General features: G+C 66.5%; 12 protein-coding genes and 1 pseudogene. 7 read left to right on the top strand and 6 right to left on the bottom strand.

The genetic code is table 11. The features are described from left to right. The first annotated feature begins 341 nt into the window (after positions 1-341). The 3 genes from M6D93_RS04590 (at position 342) to M6D93_RS04600 (ending at position 5,814) form a co-directional block, all read left to right on the top strand. Positions 342-3,494: a serine/threonine-protein kinase gene (locus M6D93_RS04590; protein WP_249773182.1), complete on the top strand. Its 3,153-nt coding sequence runs from the start codon at positions 342-344 to the stop codon at positions 3,492-3,494. A 204-nt stretch (positions 3,495-3,698) separates the two neighbouring features. Continuing rightward, entirely contained in the window at positions 3,699-4,502 is an 804-nt protein-coding gene (locus M6D93_RS04595) for a C39 family peptidase (RefSeq protein ID WP_249773183.1), read from the top strand. A gap of 328 nt (positions 4,503-4,830) precedes the next feature. Then, positions 4,831-5,814: a hypothetical protein gene (locus M6D93_RS04600; RefSeq protein ID WP_249773184.1), complete on the top strand. Its 984-nt coding sequence runs from the start codon at positions 4,831-4,833 to the stop codon at positions 5,812-5,814. A gap of 43 nt (positions 5,815-5,857) precedes the next feature. Here the strand turns inward: M6D93_RS04600 and M6D93_RS04605 are convergent, their stop codons facing one another. After that, on the bottom strand, positions 5,858-6,244 hold the full coding sequence (locus M6D93_RS04605; RefSeq protein ID WP_249773185.1) for a VOC family protein: 387 nt from the start codon (positions 6,242-6,244) through the stop codon (positions 5,858-5,860). A 269-nt stretch (positions 6,245-6,513) separates the two neighbouring features. Here M6D93_RS04605 and M6D93_RS04610 point away from each other — a divergent pair, with 269 nt between their 5' ends. Together M6D93_RS04610 and M6D93_RS04615 are read left to right on the top strand one after the other, a co-directional pair. Next, complete coding sequence (locus tag M6D93_RS04610; protein ID WP_249773186.1) at positions 6,514-7,167, top strand: rhomboid-like protein; 654 nt, start codon at positions 6,514-6,516, stop codon at positions 7,165-7,167. A gap of 235 nt (positions 7,168-7,402) precedes the next feature. Then, positions 7,403-9,264 (top strand): annotated as a pseudogene (locus tag M6D93_RS04615) (putative bifunctional diguanylate cyclase/phosphodiesterase). Here the strand turns inward: M6D93_RS04615 and M6D93_RS04620 are convergent. The 4 genes from M6D93_RS04620 to M6D93_RS04635 all read right to left on the bottom strand — a co-directional run bounded on the left by M6D93_RS04620 (position 9,238) and on the right by M6D93_RS04635 (position 11,952). After that, positions 9,238-9,711, bottom strand: coding sequence for an RNA polymerase sigma factor (locus M6D93_RS04620; protein ID WP_249773187.1), 474 nt, complete (start codon positions 9,709-9,711; stop codon positions 9,238-9,240). The pseudogene M6D93_RS04615 and the gene M6D93_RS04620 sit on opposite strands and share 27 nt — an antisense overlap. Before the next feature lie 67 nt (positions 9,712-9,778). Further along, positions 9,779-10,456 (bottom strand): ANTAR domain-containing protein, encoded by a 678-nt coding sequence (locus M6D93_RS04625; protein ID WP_249773188.1) that lies wholly within the window; start codon positions 10,454-10,456, stop codon positions 9,779-9,781. 279 nt (positions 10,457-10,735) lie between these two features. After that, positions 10,736-11,413 (bottom strand): GAF and ANTAR domain-containing protein, encoded by a 678-nt coding sequence (locus M6D93_RS04630; RefSeq protein ID WP_249773189.1) that lies wholly within the window; start codon positions 11,411-11,413, stop codon positions 10,736-10,738. A 284-nt stretch (positions 11,414-11,697) separates the two neighbouring features. Further along, positions 11,698-11,952 (bottom strand): Smr/MutS family protein, encoded by a 255-nt coding sequence (locus M6D93_RS04635; RefSeq protein ID WP_249773190.1) that lies wholly within the window; start codon positions 11,950-11,952, stop codon positions 11,698-11,700. 86 nt (positions 11,953-12,038) lie between these two features. Between M6D93_RS04635 and M6D93_RS04640 the strand changes: the two genes are divergently transcribed. Both M6D93_RS04640 and M6D93_RS04645 read left to right on the top strand, forming a co-directional pair. Further along, positions 12,039-13,304, top strand: a complete 1,266-nt coding sequence (locus M6D93_RS04640) for an MFS transporter (protein ID WP_249773191.1) — start codon at positions 12,039-12,041, stop codon at positions 13,302-13,304. Between the two features lie 63 nt (positions 13,305-13,367). Then, a complete protein-coding gene (locus M6D93_RS04645; protein ID WP_249773192.1) occupies positions 13,368-13,970 on the top strand; it encodes a hypothetical protein in 603 nt (200 codons plus the stop codon). Positions 13,971-14,003: 33 nt separating this feature from the next. Here M6D93_RS04645 and M6D93_RS04650 read toward each other — a convergent pair whose 3' ends face one another. Further along, positions 14,004-14,966: a nitrilase-related carbon-nitrogen hydrolase gene (locus M6D93_RS04650; protein ID WP_249773193.1), complete on the bottom strand. Its 963-nt coding sequence runs from the start codon at positions 14,964-14,966 to the stop codon at positions 14,004-14,006. Between the last annotated feature and the right edge of the window lie 112 nt (positions 14,967-15,078).

The raw sequence follows: 15,078 nt of genomic DNA on the forward strand, positions 1-15,078 counted from the left end.
GCTTTCATGATCGTCACATGAAGGCTGCATAGCCTTCTGGGGTTCATCGTGCGTGGCTATCTTCGGGGGTAGATATGTCTGTACAACGGCGTCGCCGTGGCGCCTGGTCGACGCAGCAGCGTTTCGCGGCGGTCGGCGGCGGCGCGGTTGCGCTGGTCGGGCTCTTGTATTTGGCAAGGCAGCTTCTCGACCGTGTCGTCGGAGTAGACCCCGGCCCGGCGCACTGAGGTCGAACGGCGCGCATCGAAGCATCGGAGTGAGCCCCTCCGCCGGAACGCCCATTGCGCCCGTCGCCAGATCGGGCCAGGATCGTGGCAGGATTCTGCGGCGGGGGGAGTCGCATGACTGTGCCGACGTTTCCCGGCCTCGACGACCTGCGCCTGATCGGTCAGGGCGGGTTTTCCAAGGTGTACGCGGCCTATCAGCCTTCCTTGGACCGGATGGTAGCCATCAAGGTGATGAACCTGGAAGGCAAGCTGTCAACGGCCATCGACGACGAGCTGCGCGCAATGGCCAAGGTTACCGAGCATCCCAATCTGGCTCAGATCCTGGATCACGGGCTGGACCGCGAGGGTCACCCGTACCTGGTCATGCCGCTCTATCGCGAGAGCCTCGGCGACCTGATCTCCGAACGCGGCGCTCTCGACCTGGAGACGACGCTGCGAATGGGCGTAAAGCTCGCCGGAGCCGTGCACAGCTTGGGTCAGCTCGGATTGCTGCATCGTGACATCAAGCCATCGAACGTACTGCTCAATCGGTTCGGTGACGTCGTCCTCTGCGACTTCGGACTGGCCCGGCGCACGTCCGACGGCGTGACCCCAACCAATGACCTGCCGCTCACCCCGGCTTACGCACCGCCGGAGGTCATCGACGGATTCCCTGCGGGCCAGGCCGCCGACGTATATGCCCTTGCCGCGACGCTGTACACCTGCGCTGCGGGCAAACCGCCTTATACCGGCGAGACTCTGGCTGTGCTGCAGAGGATCATGACGGAGGCAGCCCCGCGTCTCTCGCCCGAGGTGACGGGGGCCGACTTCGCCGACCTCATTGCCGCGGGCATGGAGCATCGAGCCTCGGCGCGACCTACCGCGCTGGAGTTCGGCCGCTCGCTGCAGGACATTCAGCGCTCTCGCCAGCTACCGGTAACCGAGATGGTGCTGCTGGTCGAGGACGACCACCGGCAGTCCGCCACACCCGCGCCAGCGTCGCAGAGCCCCGAGCCCGCGCAGCAGCACGGAGTGCGTTTGCCACCAAGGTCAGCTCCGTCGGAAGAAGACTCCTCGGCGTGGCTGCGAGAAGCGACGGTGATACCCAATTACCAGCCGTCGCCGCCTGCTGCCGCGCCACAGCAACCGCCGCCTGTTGCCGCGCCGCAATCGCCGCAACCGCCTGACGTCTCGCAGCCGTCTCCCTTCATCACGGAGTTCCCGCCTTCCGACGCCACGCAAGGGCGGTCGGATGCTCCGCGGTACGGTCAGCAGACGCCGCCCTCCGGCGACAGTCCCTACGGGCCGCCCCCGGCTGGCTACAGTCCCTATGGGCCGCCCCCGGTCGCTGGCTACAACCCCTATGGACCGCCGCCGGTCTCCGGCGACAGTCCTTATGGTTCGCCGCCACCGGGCTATTCCCCCTACGGCTTCGACCCGTCCGCGAACGGTCCCAATGGCTACCCTCCCGGTTACGGCCCGGTGTACTCAGACCTCGCACCGCGTGGTGGGCCGCTGCGAACGTTCGTGGTTGGCACCGGGATCGTCCTGGCGCTGATCGTCGTACTGCCGTGGCGGGCGGCCAAGGCGTTGTTCACACTCATGGTGCGCGGCCTGACCTCGCGTCGCCGTAGCCGCGCTGCCGAGCCGGAGCAAGGAAGTTGGCTCGGCCGGGTGTCGGCGGATCGGCCGACAACGGTCGATCTGCTCGGCCATGGCCCGCTCATGGAAGGGCTGGCCCAGGTGCTCAACGATCCGGGAACCGCCCTGCCGATCACGATAGCGGTGTGCGGACAGTGGGGTTCAGGCAAGTCGAGCATGATGTTGCAACTCGCCGAGCGACTGTGCACCAACCCGAGCCCGTACTGGCAACGACGTTGGCTGGCCGTCCGCTTCGATGCCTGGCGCTTTCAGGGGCGCGAGGCGCTGTGGGCAGGACTGGCTCGGGCGATCTACCAGCAGACCTGCGCAGAACTGGGTTCCCCCCTGCAGCGATTGAGGTTTCGGCTTCGCATCGAACGGCATCGGCGGGGTCCGGCGCGCTTCTTCGGGGGCCTGCTCGTGGTCCTCGTCGGGGCGGCGTTCGTCGGCTGGGAGAGCGTAGCGGCCTGGCGCGGTGCCGGCTCCTGGCTCACCTTCGCCGGCCTTGGTGCGGGGGCGGCGGCGCTCGCCGTGGCCATCGGCTACGTGGGTGTGTTGAGCCAGCCGTTCGAGCGGGCGATCGCGCGTGGATCGGTGACCAAGAAGTTCGACGAGTTCCTCGGTATCAGCGATCAAGCCGAGCAGGACATCGAGAGCCTGCTGACCGCGATCGTCGAAGGCCGCCAAGGACGCTGCCTCGTGGTGTTCCTGGACGATCTCGACCGATGTCAGGCGGCCTTGATCACCGAGGCGCTGGCGGCCATCACGGAGATCTTCGGTCGTCACGACGGCCGCCGGATCGCCTTCGTTCTCGGTATCGATCTGGATGTGGTGACGAGCGCGGTCGACAGCTCGCTCAGCGCGCTGCAGGACCGGATGCGTCGGCTGAACGCACGTCGTGCCGGGGAGATGAGCGAGCAGTTCCTGGAGAAGGTCTTCCAACTCAGTGTGGCCGTGGACGGTCACCGACGGCAACGGGTCGAGCGGTTGTTGCTGGGCGATCTCGGCCCTGCGGTTGAAGCGGGGTGGTCGGCCGTCGCAGGCGGCGGCGCGTCGTCGGTCTCGATGGGGGACCGGATCGCCGATCTCGACGTGCAGAACCCGGCGGAGTTCACCATGGCTCGCCACGCCGCGGGCATCAACTCTCAAGTGCTGGCCACCCCCGACCTGCTCGCACTCAGGGCTGCCGTTCGTGAACGGCGTTCGTCCTTGCTGTCGGTGGAAAGTGATGATGTCCGGGCCGCTGAACAGGCCGCCATCGGTAGCCTGCAACTGACGCCCCGCGCGGCCAAGCGTTTCGACAACGCATTCAGACTTCAAATGCAGGTCGCGAACAGCACGCCGGGCAGCGAGCTGGATTACGGCCCCGACTCCCTGATTGCCATTGCCAAGTGGGTGGCCCTCAGGATGTTCTTCCAACCGCTCGTCCGCCTCGTCGATCAGCGCCCGGGACTGCTCGGCGAGCTCGAAGAAATCCTGATCAGCAGTCGAGAATCATCCGCGTTCACAGCCCGAATCAGCGAACTTGCTCCCGACGCGCTCACGCCGGAGGCCATCGCCGACGCGGCCCGGCTGCTCAGGGTCAACCTCCCGTTGAGCCAGCTCTCCTCGCTGCCGCTCGACTCCTTCGCCACCACCACGATGTGACGAGGGCATAGCCGACGGATTCCTCCGCTTCGGGGGAGATCTTGCACAAATTTTGTCGATTCCTCTGACGAAGGCGTCTCCGGTCCTCTATCGTCTGCTGGCGTATCCGACATCACCGGACAGATTGGGCAGGGACAGAGCATGTTGGGAGTACGGCGCGCGGGTGCCGCCGCGGCATGTGCCGTCGGGGTCACCGTCGTATTGTTGAGCTCGCAGGTGGCATCTGCCAGCCCCGGCGGCCCTGGCGCGAAGCGACCGCTGCCGACCATCGGCCAGTTCGATCCCGGCAGTCCCAGGCCGTTGACCGGGGACGAATTGCAGCGGAGCCTGGCCAAGCAGAAGCTGGCCGATGAGCATTGGAAGGCGGCCGAAGGCACAGCCGGCGGCGCAAAAGGCCTGCATGCAGTTGCGAATGCCTACGTCTCCCGAAATCTCGGCGTGGCCTACCAGAGGCAGGTCAACGAGGTTTACTGCGGGCCCGCGACCATGGCCATGATCGCCAGCTTCCTCAAGATCGGCTGGTCCGGAACTCCGGCCGCCCAGCAGGCGGCCGCGGCGAGACTGCTCGGAGCCACGAACGCTGGAACGGCGTGGTTTGGGGCTGACAACGTTCCTGCCTACCGGTATTCGAGTTGGTATCCGATGGCAGACGCTCTGAACTACCTGATCTACAGGAAAACAGGAAACACCTGGTATTCCGCCGCGACGGTCTCCGGAATTCCCACGTCGGCGCAGGTAGCGGCCTACCAGGCGAATCTCAAGTTCGACGTCGACGCCAACCATCCGATGGCCCTGAACCAATATTCGGGTGACGGCTTTCAGCTGCCGTATCAGCCCAACTATCCCTGGCAGCACTGGCTCGTAGCGCGTGGGTATGAAGGCGGTGGAGTAACCACCATCGTGAACGACCCTGGGTGGCCCAAGGTCGGAGAGAACGCGAGGGTTCGTTCACACGCGGCTCGCCAGGACATCCTCAATGCTGTCGGTGGCCATGGTTATATCTGGTAGACGACGGCTGTTGCGAAGCTCAAGCCTCCTGACGATGGTGCTGCTTGCCGCCTGTGTCGCGTCGTGCACGTCAGTAGGTAGCCCACGAAGGACCCATACGACTCCGGCGCACAGCGTCGGCGCCAGCCGCGGCGCGGCGAGCCCCACGCCGAGTCGTTGGAGAACCTCAATCGCTCCATCTCGATATGAGGATGGTGCGGACTTGGGCGGATATCCGTGTTTGGTGAAGGCGCCAACGGCGTGGACGGATGCGATCGCGAGAGGAAGCCTGTGGCATGCCCAGATAGGCGAGGGCGAAGGAGGCTCTCCGACCCCGGATGGTTCTGCGATGCTTCAACAGACCTATAAGGGCAACGTGGCGCATTTCGCTCTGGTTGGTAAGGGGCAGCGGGTGGTGCAGGAGATCGGCTCGATCGCGGGAAGGCCCGGCGCCGGGTTCACCTACAACGTGGTAACCGATGACTATGTGGCGTTCGTCTATGTGCTGACGAACGTTGGTGCGGCCCAGAATCTGTGGCGGGTGTACCTGTTCGACCGGCACCGGAACAAGTTGACGGTGGTGGCTACGAATCCGGTCGACAGGCAGGGCCAGCCGTTGAGTGGAGGCTGGGTCGAGCCGGTGCTGAGCAAGCGCTATCTGTACTGGTTGCAGGCCGCTGACACGGGTTCGGCGGCGGGTAGTAACGAGCTGCAGCAGTACAACCTGGCTACCGGCAAGATCCGCACGCTGTATCGGGGTTTGTCCGAGGCAATTGTCCTGGTGGGTGATCAGGTGTGGTTCTCAGCGGTGGATCCGCATGCGAAGCCGACAGATCAGGATCCGCCGATGCAGATGGCCGGCGTCGATGAAGAAACCGGCCGTCCGGTCCCGGTGCCCGCGGAGATCACGGCGGGGAAAGACCGTTCGTTCGTCATGAGGTATGGCTACGGAACGTTGGTGTGGGGAACCTTTTCCGGAAACCTCATGGCGTGGCGTCCCGAGTGGGGCCGCAGTATCACGCTGGTTCCATTCGACTGGCCGCTGGGGGAGAAGCTCGGTCTGTCTGGAGCAGGTTATCCGCGCATTTTCAAGCAATTCGTGGTGTGGCAGCCGGGAAGCACGTACGTGCTTGACCTCAAGACCAACAGTTTCGCCGAGCTCATCGCCAACGCCGGTGGCGAGGACATGACCGGTTCCCAGCTCGCGATGGAGTGGTACACCGAGGCCGAGCCGAAGAAGGAAGCGGGCAAGTGGCCGTTCGACGCCTCCATCATCGACCTATCCACACTGCCCGATCTCGACCCTTGCCCGCCCAAGGGGACCGGTCGCTGAGCGGAGCCGCACGGGAATGCGAAGCGCGCTGACCTGGAGCGGGTCATCGCGCAGCCGGCGGCTCCCAGAGCTCGATCGCATTGCCGTCGGGATCGTGAATGCGCGCGAAGCGACCGAGGCCCTGCGAGTCCCATGCCGGGTCGACCGTGACGTCGATATCGCTGGCGCGCAGCGCTTCGAGCAGGCCGTCGAGGTCACGCACCCGCAGGTTGAGCATGAACTGCTTGTCCGGCGCCCAATAGTCCGTGCCGCGCTCAAAGGGTGCGAAGACCAGCGGGCCACCCTGCACGGTCCACGTCCACTCCTCCGGAGGCCCGGTGTCCTCGGCGGCACATCCAGCGCCGATGCCAAGATGCTGGCGATACCAGGCATTGAGGGCTTCAGGATCCTGCGCGCGGAAGAATATGCCGCCGACTCCCAGTACTGGCATCGCTGCTCCTCCCGTCGACGGGCGCAGCAATCGCGTCCCGTCCAGCATCTCTCGAACTAGCCAAAGGGTCCCAGGCCGTCGGAAGACAGCCGGCAAATGTGGGAGGTCTTCGACTGCGCCAATCCATGAAATAATGCAGCAAACAGTCAGCTTTCCGACAGCGGGCGCCAAGGTTGGGGAGTTTGACTTCGATTATGGCGACAAGCGCAGGAACGCCTGCAACAGACGGCGCACCCGAGCACGCCACCACCACCTTGCCGCGGAGCCTGATGCCCGCAGCCAGGAGCGCGGCCCGTCTGCTGCCCTCCCCGACAGCGACGCCCTTGGCCACCCTGATGGTGCTCCTCCTGCTGGCGGCGGCTCTGCTGCTTCACCTGTACCCCGCAAGCGTTGCCGACACAGTGGCCTGGGCCTCCACCAATGTGCACAACCTCGCCGACCATCCGGTCGCAGCGATGGTCGGCAGTACCTTCGTGGTGCCCGGGAACCTGATGCCGAACCTGTTGATGGTCGCGGTCGGCTTCGCCGTACTGGAGCGAGCAATCGGCCCCTGGCGAACGGCGTTCGTGGCCCTGACCGGTCAAGTGGTCGCCACGCTGCTCACCGAGTACGGGATCGAGCTCGGCGCGCACATCCATCTGCTCGCCCAGTTCTCCGCGGAGCGGCCGGACGTCGGCGTGTCTTACGTGATGTACACCGTCCTGGCCGCGGCGAGCCTTTCGCTTCCACGACGAATCCGCATCGTGGGTCTGATGATCGTCGCCGTCAGTGTGCTGTACCCGTTCATCGGGTCTCCCGGCATGACCTCGACCGGGCACGTCCTGTCCGTTGCCGTCGGCTCGGCGATGATGATCAGGATCGGCGGAGCCGCCCACCGTCGCCAGACTCGCCTGGCGAATCGTCTCTGCGCCAGCGCCGCCTAAGGCCGGTCGCGACCGCGTACGATGACAGCGGTTGGGATTTCAGCTGGTTCGGAACCGGGTCCGCAGTCTGCCGCGGCTTCGTAGAGCTCCCGCTCGCCGCCGGACAGAGTCGGGCACTCGTCCTCGAGGCGCTCATGTCAACACTTCCAGCAATCCCGCCTCGTCCGACTTCAACCTGGTCTTGGCGGCGTCCCCGCCTTCTTTGCGGTGTGTCCGGGCGCCAGGCGGGGACGGCATGACCTCGGATGCGACGCTGTCGGAGTTGCTGAGCGAGTTCGCCCGGACGCTGATCACCGACTTTCCGATCCAGGCGATCCTGGATCATCTGGTGCTTCGGATCGTGGACGTTCTGCCTGTGACGGCCGCCGGCGTGACGCTTATTTCGCCGGGGGCGGCACCGCATTACGTTGCCGCGTCGGACAGATCGGCATTGCGTTTCGAACGGCTGCAGACCCGTTTGGGACAGGGTCCGTGCATGCTCGCCTACGAATTGGGCGAGGCCGTAGCGGTTCCCGACCTCGCGGTGGAGACGCGATTCCCGGCCTTTGCCAAGGCTGCCATGGCGGCTGGTCTGGCTGCAGCGTTCACGTTCCCCCTGCGCCACGGGGCTGGTGGCCTCGGGGCGCTCGACCTCTACCGGGACACCTCGGGGCAGCTCAGTGACGCCGACCTCGTTACTGCCCAGACCCTGGCCGACGTCACGGCAGCCTATGTGTTGAATGCCCAGGCCCGGGACGAGGCACGGGAGGCCTCGGATCGGTTCCGGACCAGCGCGCTGCACGATGCGCTGACCGGCCTGCCCAATCGGCTGCTCCTGCAACAACGACTCGAACATGCCGCGCAGCGCGCCGCACGGACGCACACCCCAGCCGCGGTCCTGTTCGCCGACCTCGACCGCTTCAAACAGATCAACGACACCTACGGACACCAAGTCGGAGACGACCTGCTCGTCGCCGTCGCTGACCGTCTCTCGCACCTGGTCAGACCGGGTGACACTCTGGCGCGCGTGAGCGGAGACGAGTTCGTGTTCCTCTGTGAGGATCTCACCGATGCCGCTGATATCCACGCCTTGGCCGCCCGGATCGGAGACGCCCTCAAGGAGCCGTTCCTCGTTGCGGGTAACGAACTCACCGCGAGCGCCAGTGTCGGCATGGCCTATGCCGGACCCGGGGAGACGATTTCGAATCAGCTCATCGTCGATGCCGACATCGCCATGTACCAAGCCAAGATGGCCGTCGGCGCCAAGCCCGACATCATCGACGTCCGGCAGCTCTCGCACGCCAGTCTGGGCACGAGCCTGGAGCGGGATCTGACGGCTGCGTTCAACCGACGTGATCTGCGCGTCGCCTACCAGCCGATCGTGCGAGTCCGCGACGGATACGTCTGCGGGGCCGAGGCGCTGCTGCGCTGGACCCACCCCACTCGCGGAGCGGTCCCCGCGCTGGACATGGTCAGGATCGCTGAGGACAACGGCCTCATCGTCGGCATCGGGAGCTGGATCCTGCATCAAGCCTGCCGGGCCCGGACCCGCTGGCTGCACCGCTACCCCCACCAGCCGTTGGACGTGGCCGTGAACGTGTCCACCCGTCAGCTACTGGGACCGCATTTCGGCGCGACGGTGGAACACGCGCTGCACACGACAGGGATGGATCCCGAAGCGCTCATTCTGGAGCTGAGTGAGGGCATCTTGATCCCGGATGCCGAACGCGCGCTGACGGTGCTGAGTGAGCTGAAGTCCCTCGGCGTGAGGCTGGCCTGGACGATTTCGGAACTGGTTTCTCCTCCCTCAACTATCTGAACCGTTTCCCGGTAGACATCCTGAAGATCGACCGCAGTTTCGTCTCCGGCCTCCCGCACGACCCGACGTGCGATGCGATCGTGGCCACGACGAGCCAACTGGCCCGCCGTCTCGGCATTCACGTGATCGCTGAAGGTGTGGAACGCGACGAGCAGCGAAAGTCCGTCGTTGATCTGGGCTGTCACTCCGCCCAGGGATTTCATTACGCACCAGGACTGCCCGAAGCTCAGTTCGAGGCACTGCTTGCCACCAACAGTCCGAGGGGAACCTACTTACCGGCGACCACCCTCGGCGCGTAGGGCGGTGCTCGGCCGACCGGACCCGCGATCCGCGACCGGGTTGGGCTGTTCTTCGGGAACTCGGGCCAAGGTCCACGCCACGTGATGGACCTCGATGAGGACCCATCCACGGCAGCGAACCCGGCGGTCGGCAAAGACCTCGGGACGTTGAGCCGCGGTCAGGAACGTCCGATGCAGCGCCTCGACCGCGCGATCGGGCGAGCCGGTCAAGGCCAACGCCCAGGTGTAGGCGATCGGTGCGATCTCGTCGTAGAGCTCCATCAATGCCTCGACGTCCCCCTGGGAAAGCCGTTCGGCCCGCAGCTTCTCGTCATCGTCGTCATCGCCAGGTTGCAACCACGCCTGCAGGGGGAGTTCGTTCGAGCGGCGGCGCCGGTGAGCCGCGGGGGAAGCGTGGCGGCGCAGTCGCCGGAAGACCGCACTCACCACAAGCGCGTCGGCGGCCACGAACCGAGCGGACGGGCAACCCCCGGCCCCGGACGTGGCGGTTGCCGGGGCCGCGAGCCGTGCCGGCTCACCGGCCGTCCCGAGGTCCGGGGCCTGCGCTCAACGGTCCCCGCAGGCGGACCTGGGCGGGCAGCGACCCACTCAACACGACGTCGGCCGCGACGTCTCGAAGCTTGCGGTGGGTGTGTTGGCTGTAACTTCGCAGCAACGCGAAAGCCTCGTCCTGGGTTGCCTTGTGGGTCACCATCAAGATCCCGAGGGCCGCGCCGATCTCACGACTGGTGAGTACGGCCTGACGGAGGTTCTCCGTGGTCTCGGCGCGGTGGCGGAGTTGTTCGCTGAGCCGTTCTCGGGCGACAAGCACCACGGCAAGGTCCACCAGCAGCAGCGCGGCGTGCATCTGCGCCGCCGTCGGAGGGTGTCCGTCCAGCCACCGGTGAACAACGCTTCCGCGGTAGCGGCGTTCACCGTCGGCGCGAGGGCTGGCGATCGGGGTGCGCAGGGTGCCTGGCCCGGTGTGCTGTGCTGCCCAGGGGGGAGGCACGTCCCCCACGTCTTCGATTGCGGTGTCCAGGCAGTTCGCCGTCGCGGGCATGCTGATTCGGTACGCCACGCCGTCGTCCTCGACCAGCGTGACGTGACATTCATCGGCCAGCTCAGGGACGCACGCGCTGGCCAGACTGCTGAACACCACCGCCGGCTCGACCGAGGCCACCAGGTGGGCATAGCCAGGCGCTCTCAGCACGGAAAGGGTGGACGCGGCGGCAACCTGATCCCATTTGGGCGGGCCGGAGGGGGGAGGCGAGGCACTCGTCATCTAGGTGGTGACCGTTTCGAGGAAGTCACCGTCTGTGCCCGGTGGTAAGCGGTTCGCTTGACGACCGCAGGGCGTGCACCGCGGTCGGCCGGGCCGGCTGGGTGTCCAACCAGTTCGGACAGTACCAGCGGGACCGGTGCTGAGAACAGGCGTTCGGCGTCGGGTTTTGGCGGAACTGGCGGCCGGCTCCGGCGGTCTCAGCTGGGGTCAGCGGGCAGCCGGGTCAGTGAGCCCATGACGTGCGCGCGCCCGGCGGGCTGCCTCCTCGACGATGCGCTCGGCCACGACGGCCAACTTCACGTTCTCGCCCTGACTCAACTGGCGCAACCGCCCGAACGCCTCGTCATTGGTCGCCCCGGACCGGCTGCGAATGATGCCGATCGCCTGGTCGATCACCGCGCGAGTGCTCAGCGCGGCCTGAAGTTGCTCAGCCTGTGTTCGCGCCCGGACGAACACCTGCGAGTTGTGCACCGCTACCGCGGCCGAGGTCGCGAACAGCGCTCCTAGCCGGGAGGCGTCCGTGTCGAAGGCATTCACGGCGCGGGAGTAACAGTTCAACGCCCCGACGACCATCTGATCGGGCAGGATCAACGGCAACGACAGCACCCCGCGCACGCCCAGGCGCGCCACCCGCGGGCCGAACCGCGGCCACCGTCCGTCCTGACCTATTTCGGCCGAAACCACGGTTCGCCCCAGCTGGGCCGCAGTGATGCACGGGCCCTCATCCATCAGCTCGTACTGGATGACATCGACCTGCTCGACGAAGGGATCGCTGGCCCCCAAGCACTGGACACGGTCGGCGGACTCACCCAGCCGAAGCAGTGTCACTCCCGCGCCCTGGGTTCCCGGGATCGCGTGCACCGCGGCCCGGGCGACTTCGCCCACGAGATCTTCCAGAGACCACGCTTCCATCACAAGCGCTGACAACTGCTCCAAGCCACCCTGCAGGTCCTGTGTGCGCGCGGCGTTCCGTTCCTCACTTGATTCCGACGTTCGGGCACTGGGCGGCGAGGGCGGTTCGGCGTCGGCAGCGATCCTCGCCTGCGCACCGTGTCTTGTGGCTGCATCGCGCTGGTGGTCAGACACCCGTCACCCCCATCGTTCGATTCCGCGATGCGGACCGTGGTCTTCACGCTAGCCCCGAAGATGCACAATCCTCACTTCCGAGCTCACTTCCAGCGGAAGTGCACGAACACCCGACCGAAGTTGTCGGAATCCTTCTCGACGCGGTGGTAGAGCAGCCTGATGTCTTTTCGGTCGAGGAAGCGGAGCACGCGCTTCTTCAGCTGCCCGGATCCCTTTCCTGGAATGATCTCCACCAACGGGGCCTTCTTCGCCACGGCTTCGTCCATGATCGACTGGAGCGCGCGCTCGATCTCGCCACCGCGGTTGTAGATGTCGTGCAGATCAAGCTTGAGCTTCACCAAGCCATCGTGCTCGCCGGCCCGGTGCTTGCGCCACCGGGCGCCCCCGACACGGAGTGGTCGGGGCCGTCTGGAACGCTGGCCGCATGCCGGCCGCACCCACCAACAGCCGCGGCCGAGTGCATGTCGTGGCGTTGGCGGCCTTGAGTGCCGCCGCCTTCGTCTACGTGACGTCGGAGACGCTCCCGGTCGGATTGTTGCCGCAGATCAGTTCCGACCTGTCGGTGTCCGAGGGTCGGACGGGGCTGCTTCTCAGCTTTTACGCACTCGTCGCCGGGGGTACGGCGATCCCGTTCACGGCCTGGACCACGCACCTGCCGCGGCATCACCTGCTCGTGGCCGTGCTCGGGGTATTCGTGCTCTCCCAAATCGGCGCCGCCCTCGCGCCGAGCTTCTGGTGGCTGGTCGCCGCTCGGTTGCTGTGCGCGCTCGGGCACGGCTTGTTCTGGTCGATCCTGGCCCCGGTCGCGGCCCGACTGGCGCCCGCGGGACAGGAGGGCCGGGCCACCGCGATCGTGTTCATGGGCAACTCCCTCGCGCTTGTGGTGGGCTTGCCGCTGGGCACCCTGCTCGGTCAACTAGCAGGCTGGCGGGCCGCGTTCCTCGTCGTCGGCGGGGGCGGTGCGCTCACGCTCGTCGCGCTCTGGCGACTGCTTCCGGCGCTGCCCGGCGCGGACGATTCCGGCTTCTCCCGCGACCTGCTCGCCAGAGTCGCCGAACGCCGCCTCATCGCCTTGTATGTCGTGACGCTGGCGGTGGTGGTCGGGCAGTTCACGGCCTACTCCTACATCGCACCGCTCGTCCGGGAGCACGGTGGCTACGTCGGAACGGGCTATGGCATCCTGCTGCTCGGCTACGGAGCGGCCGGTCTGGCCGGCATCGTGCTGTCGGCACGGGTGATCGACGTCCGGCCGCGGCTGGCGTTCGTTCTACCCACGACCACGATCGTGTTGGCCCTGACCCTGCTGGGACTGATCGGCCGTAGTCCCGTGCTGACGGCGGTTGCCGTCATTGCATGGGGTGGCGCGTTCACAACGCTGCCGGTGGTGTTGCAGAGCAGCGTGCTGCGCGTCGCCCCGGCGGTATCCGACGTCGCCTCGGCCGTCTACGTCGTCGCGTTCCAGATCGGTATCGGTGCGGGGGCGTTGATCGGTGGTGTCCTGGTGGACGGGGCGAAACTCGACAGCACGCCCTGGTGTGCGGCCGGGGCTGCCGTCATCGCGCTCGGCGTCGGACTCGTCGGGCGCGGCCTGTTTCCGTCCCGACACCACCAACCGGGCGACGTGCCGAACGCGCGCGGATCCGCCGGGCCCTCTGACCATTCACACCCGCCGGAATTCAGGGTGCGGTAGCCCATACTGCGGTTGTGCGCGGTCAGCCCCGCCCGCGCGTGTCTCGGAGGCTCGGAGGCTTGAATGTTCAGCGATGACGACCTGCACGCGATGGACGCGGCCGAGCGGGCTGAGCTGCTCCGCCGTCTGGTCGCCAGTACCGGCCAGGCGTCCCTCGTCGAGGGTCGTACACAACGCGAGCGGTACGTGGCGATCACCGCGGTCGCCGCGGCGTTCCTGGTCGGTTGGGTGGTGTATCTGGCCGCGACGCTGCCGCGGACGTACACGACCGGACACTGGCGCCTGACCTGGGTGGGATTCGACTGTGCCCTCGCCTTCGTGCTGGCGGCGACCGCACTTCTGGCCCTATGGCGTCGGCAACTGGTTATCGTCACTTCGGTCATGGCCGGCACGCTGCTTATCTGCGACGCGTGGTTCGACACGACCACCGCAGCCGGGCGTGACCGCTGGCTCAGCTGGGTGAGTGTGCCGCTGGAAACCATCCTGGCCATCGTGCTGCTGGGAACGGGAGGCGTGTTCCTGCACCACCTCGGATCCACGGCGTCCGCCGCGCCGTCGAGCACCGGGTCCCGTCTCCGTCCGTTGCTCGGCATGGAGGTGGGCGGCCTTCGCTCGACGATCCGTTCGTTGCGTGGTAGGCCGACCGAACCGTCCAAGGCACCCTGAGGTTTCGGCTCCGTTCAGGATGGTTCTCCGTCCTCAGGAGCTGGGAACGTGCGGGTGGGACGACCTCGTGATGACCGGCTCGGTGGCCGATTCGTTGACCACCAAGGTGAAGATGTCCGGTCGTGAGTAGTGGCCGACGACATCGAAGTCGTACTTCGCTTCGACGATCTGGGCCAGGTCGAGCTCGGCCACGAGGATCTGCTCGCCTTCCAGGGCCGGCCCGGCGAGGACCTCGCCGAGCGGGGACACGATCATCGAGGCGCCACGGCACATCACGTCTCCGGGCTGGAGGTCGGCTATGAGTGGGTAGTCGTCCGGGTAGTCGCCGCGGCGGGTGAACTGATTCGCAGACAGCACGAAGCAGCGGCCTTCGCAGGCGATATGGCGCATGCTGGCGATCCACGTGTCGCGCGAATCGGCTGTAGGCGCGCACCAGACCTGAATGCCCTTTGCGTACATGCTCATTCGCAACAGCGGCATGTAATTCTCCCAGCACGTCACCGTGCCCAGACGGCCGACACTGGTGTCGAACACCGGCATGGTGGACCCGTCGCCGGATCCCCAGACGAGACGTTCGGCACCGGTCGGCACCAGCTTGCGGTGCTTGCCCAGGAACTCACCGGATGGCGCGAAGATCAGGCTCGTGCAGTAGAGGGTTCCTGCGGCGCGTTCGACGACGCCGATCACGAGATGCACAGCGTGCTGGGCGGCAATCGCACCGATTCGCTCAACGGCCGGACCGGGGACGTCGATCGAGGACTCCCAGTAGCGGCGAAACCATGCGCGTCCTTCCGGGGTTCGAGCGCCGATCGCGGTGCCGAAGTCCAGGCCGCGGGGGTAACAGGACACGAAAGCCTCTGGAAAGACCACGAGCCGGGCGCCCATCCCCGCCGCGTCGCTCGTCAGACGCGCCACCTTCTCCAGCGTGCCGTCGACGTCGAACGCGAGCGGAGTTGCCTGCACGACGGCGGCACTGAAGACGTTCGAGGGTGTCATCCGGTCCGCTCTCCTCGCCAAACTTCCGCGACCGCGCGCGTCTGTCTGCCGAGTATGGCCCGGCCGTCACGGGCACGGAAGACGTCGAGGCGAGACCGATCAGGGCACGAGC

The sequence above is a fragment of the Jatrophihabitans telluris genome (assembly GCF_023516435.1).
GTDB classification, from domain to species: domain Bacteria; phylum Actinomycetota; class Actinomycetes; order Mycobacteriales; family Jatrophihabitantaceae; genus Jatrophihabitans_A; species Jatrophihabitans_A telluris.

Excerpts from the sequence above, each read along its gene's own strand:
- M6D93_RS04600 (WP_249773184.1), top strand. The coding sequence starts at position 4,831 with ATGCTTCAACAGACCTATAAGGGCAACGTGGCGCATTTCGCTCTGGTT.
- M6D93_RS04645 (WP_249773192.1), top strand. The coding sequence starts at position 13,368 with ATGTTCAGCGATGACGACCTGCACGCGATGGACGCGGCCGAGCGGGCT.
- M6D93_RS04605 (WP_249773185.1), bottom strand. The coding sequence starts at position 6,244 with ATGCCAGTACTGGGAGTCGGCGGCATATTCTTCCGCGCGCAGGATCCT.
- M6D93_RS04650 (WP_249773193.1), bottom strand. The coding sequence starts at position 14,966 with ATGACACCCTCGAACGTCTTCAGTGCCGCCGTCGTGCAGGCAACTCCG.
- M6D93_RS04590 (WP_249773182.1), top strand. The coding sequence starts at position 342 with ATGACTGTGCCGACGTTTCCCGGCCTCGACGACCTGCGCCTGATCGGT.
- M6D93_RS04640 (WP_249773191.1), top strand. The coding sequence starts at position 12,039 with ATGCCGGCCGCACCCACCAACAGCCGCGGCCGAGTGCATGTCGTGGCG.
- M6D93_RS04610 (WP_249773186.1), top strand. The coding sequence starts at position 6,514 with ATGCCCGCAGCCAGGAGCGCGGCCCGTCTGCTGCCCTCCCCGACAGCG.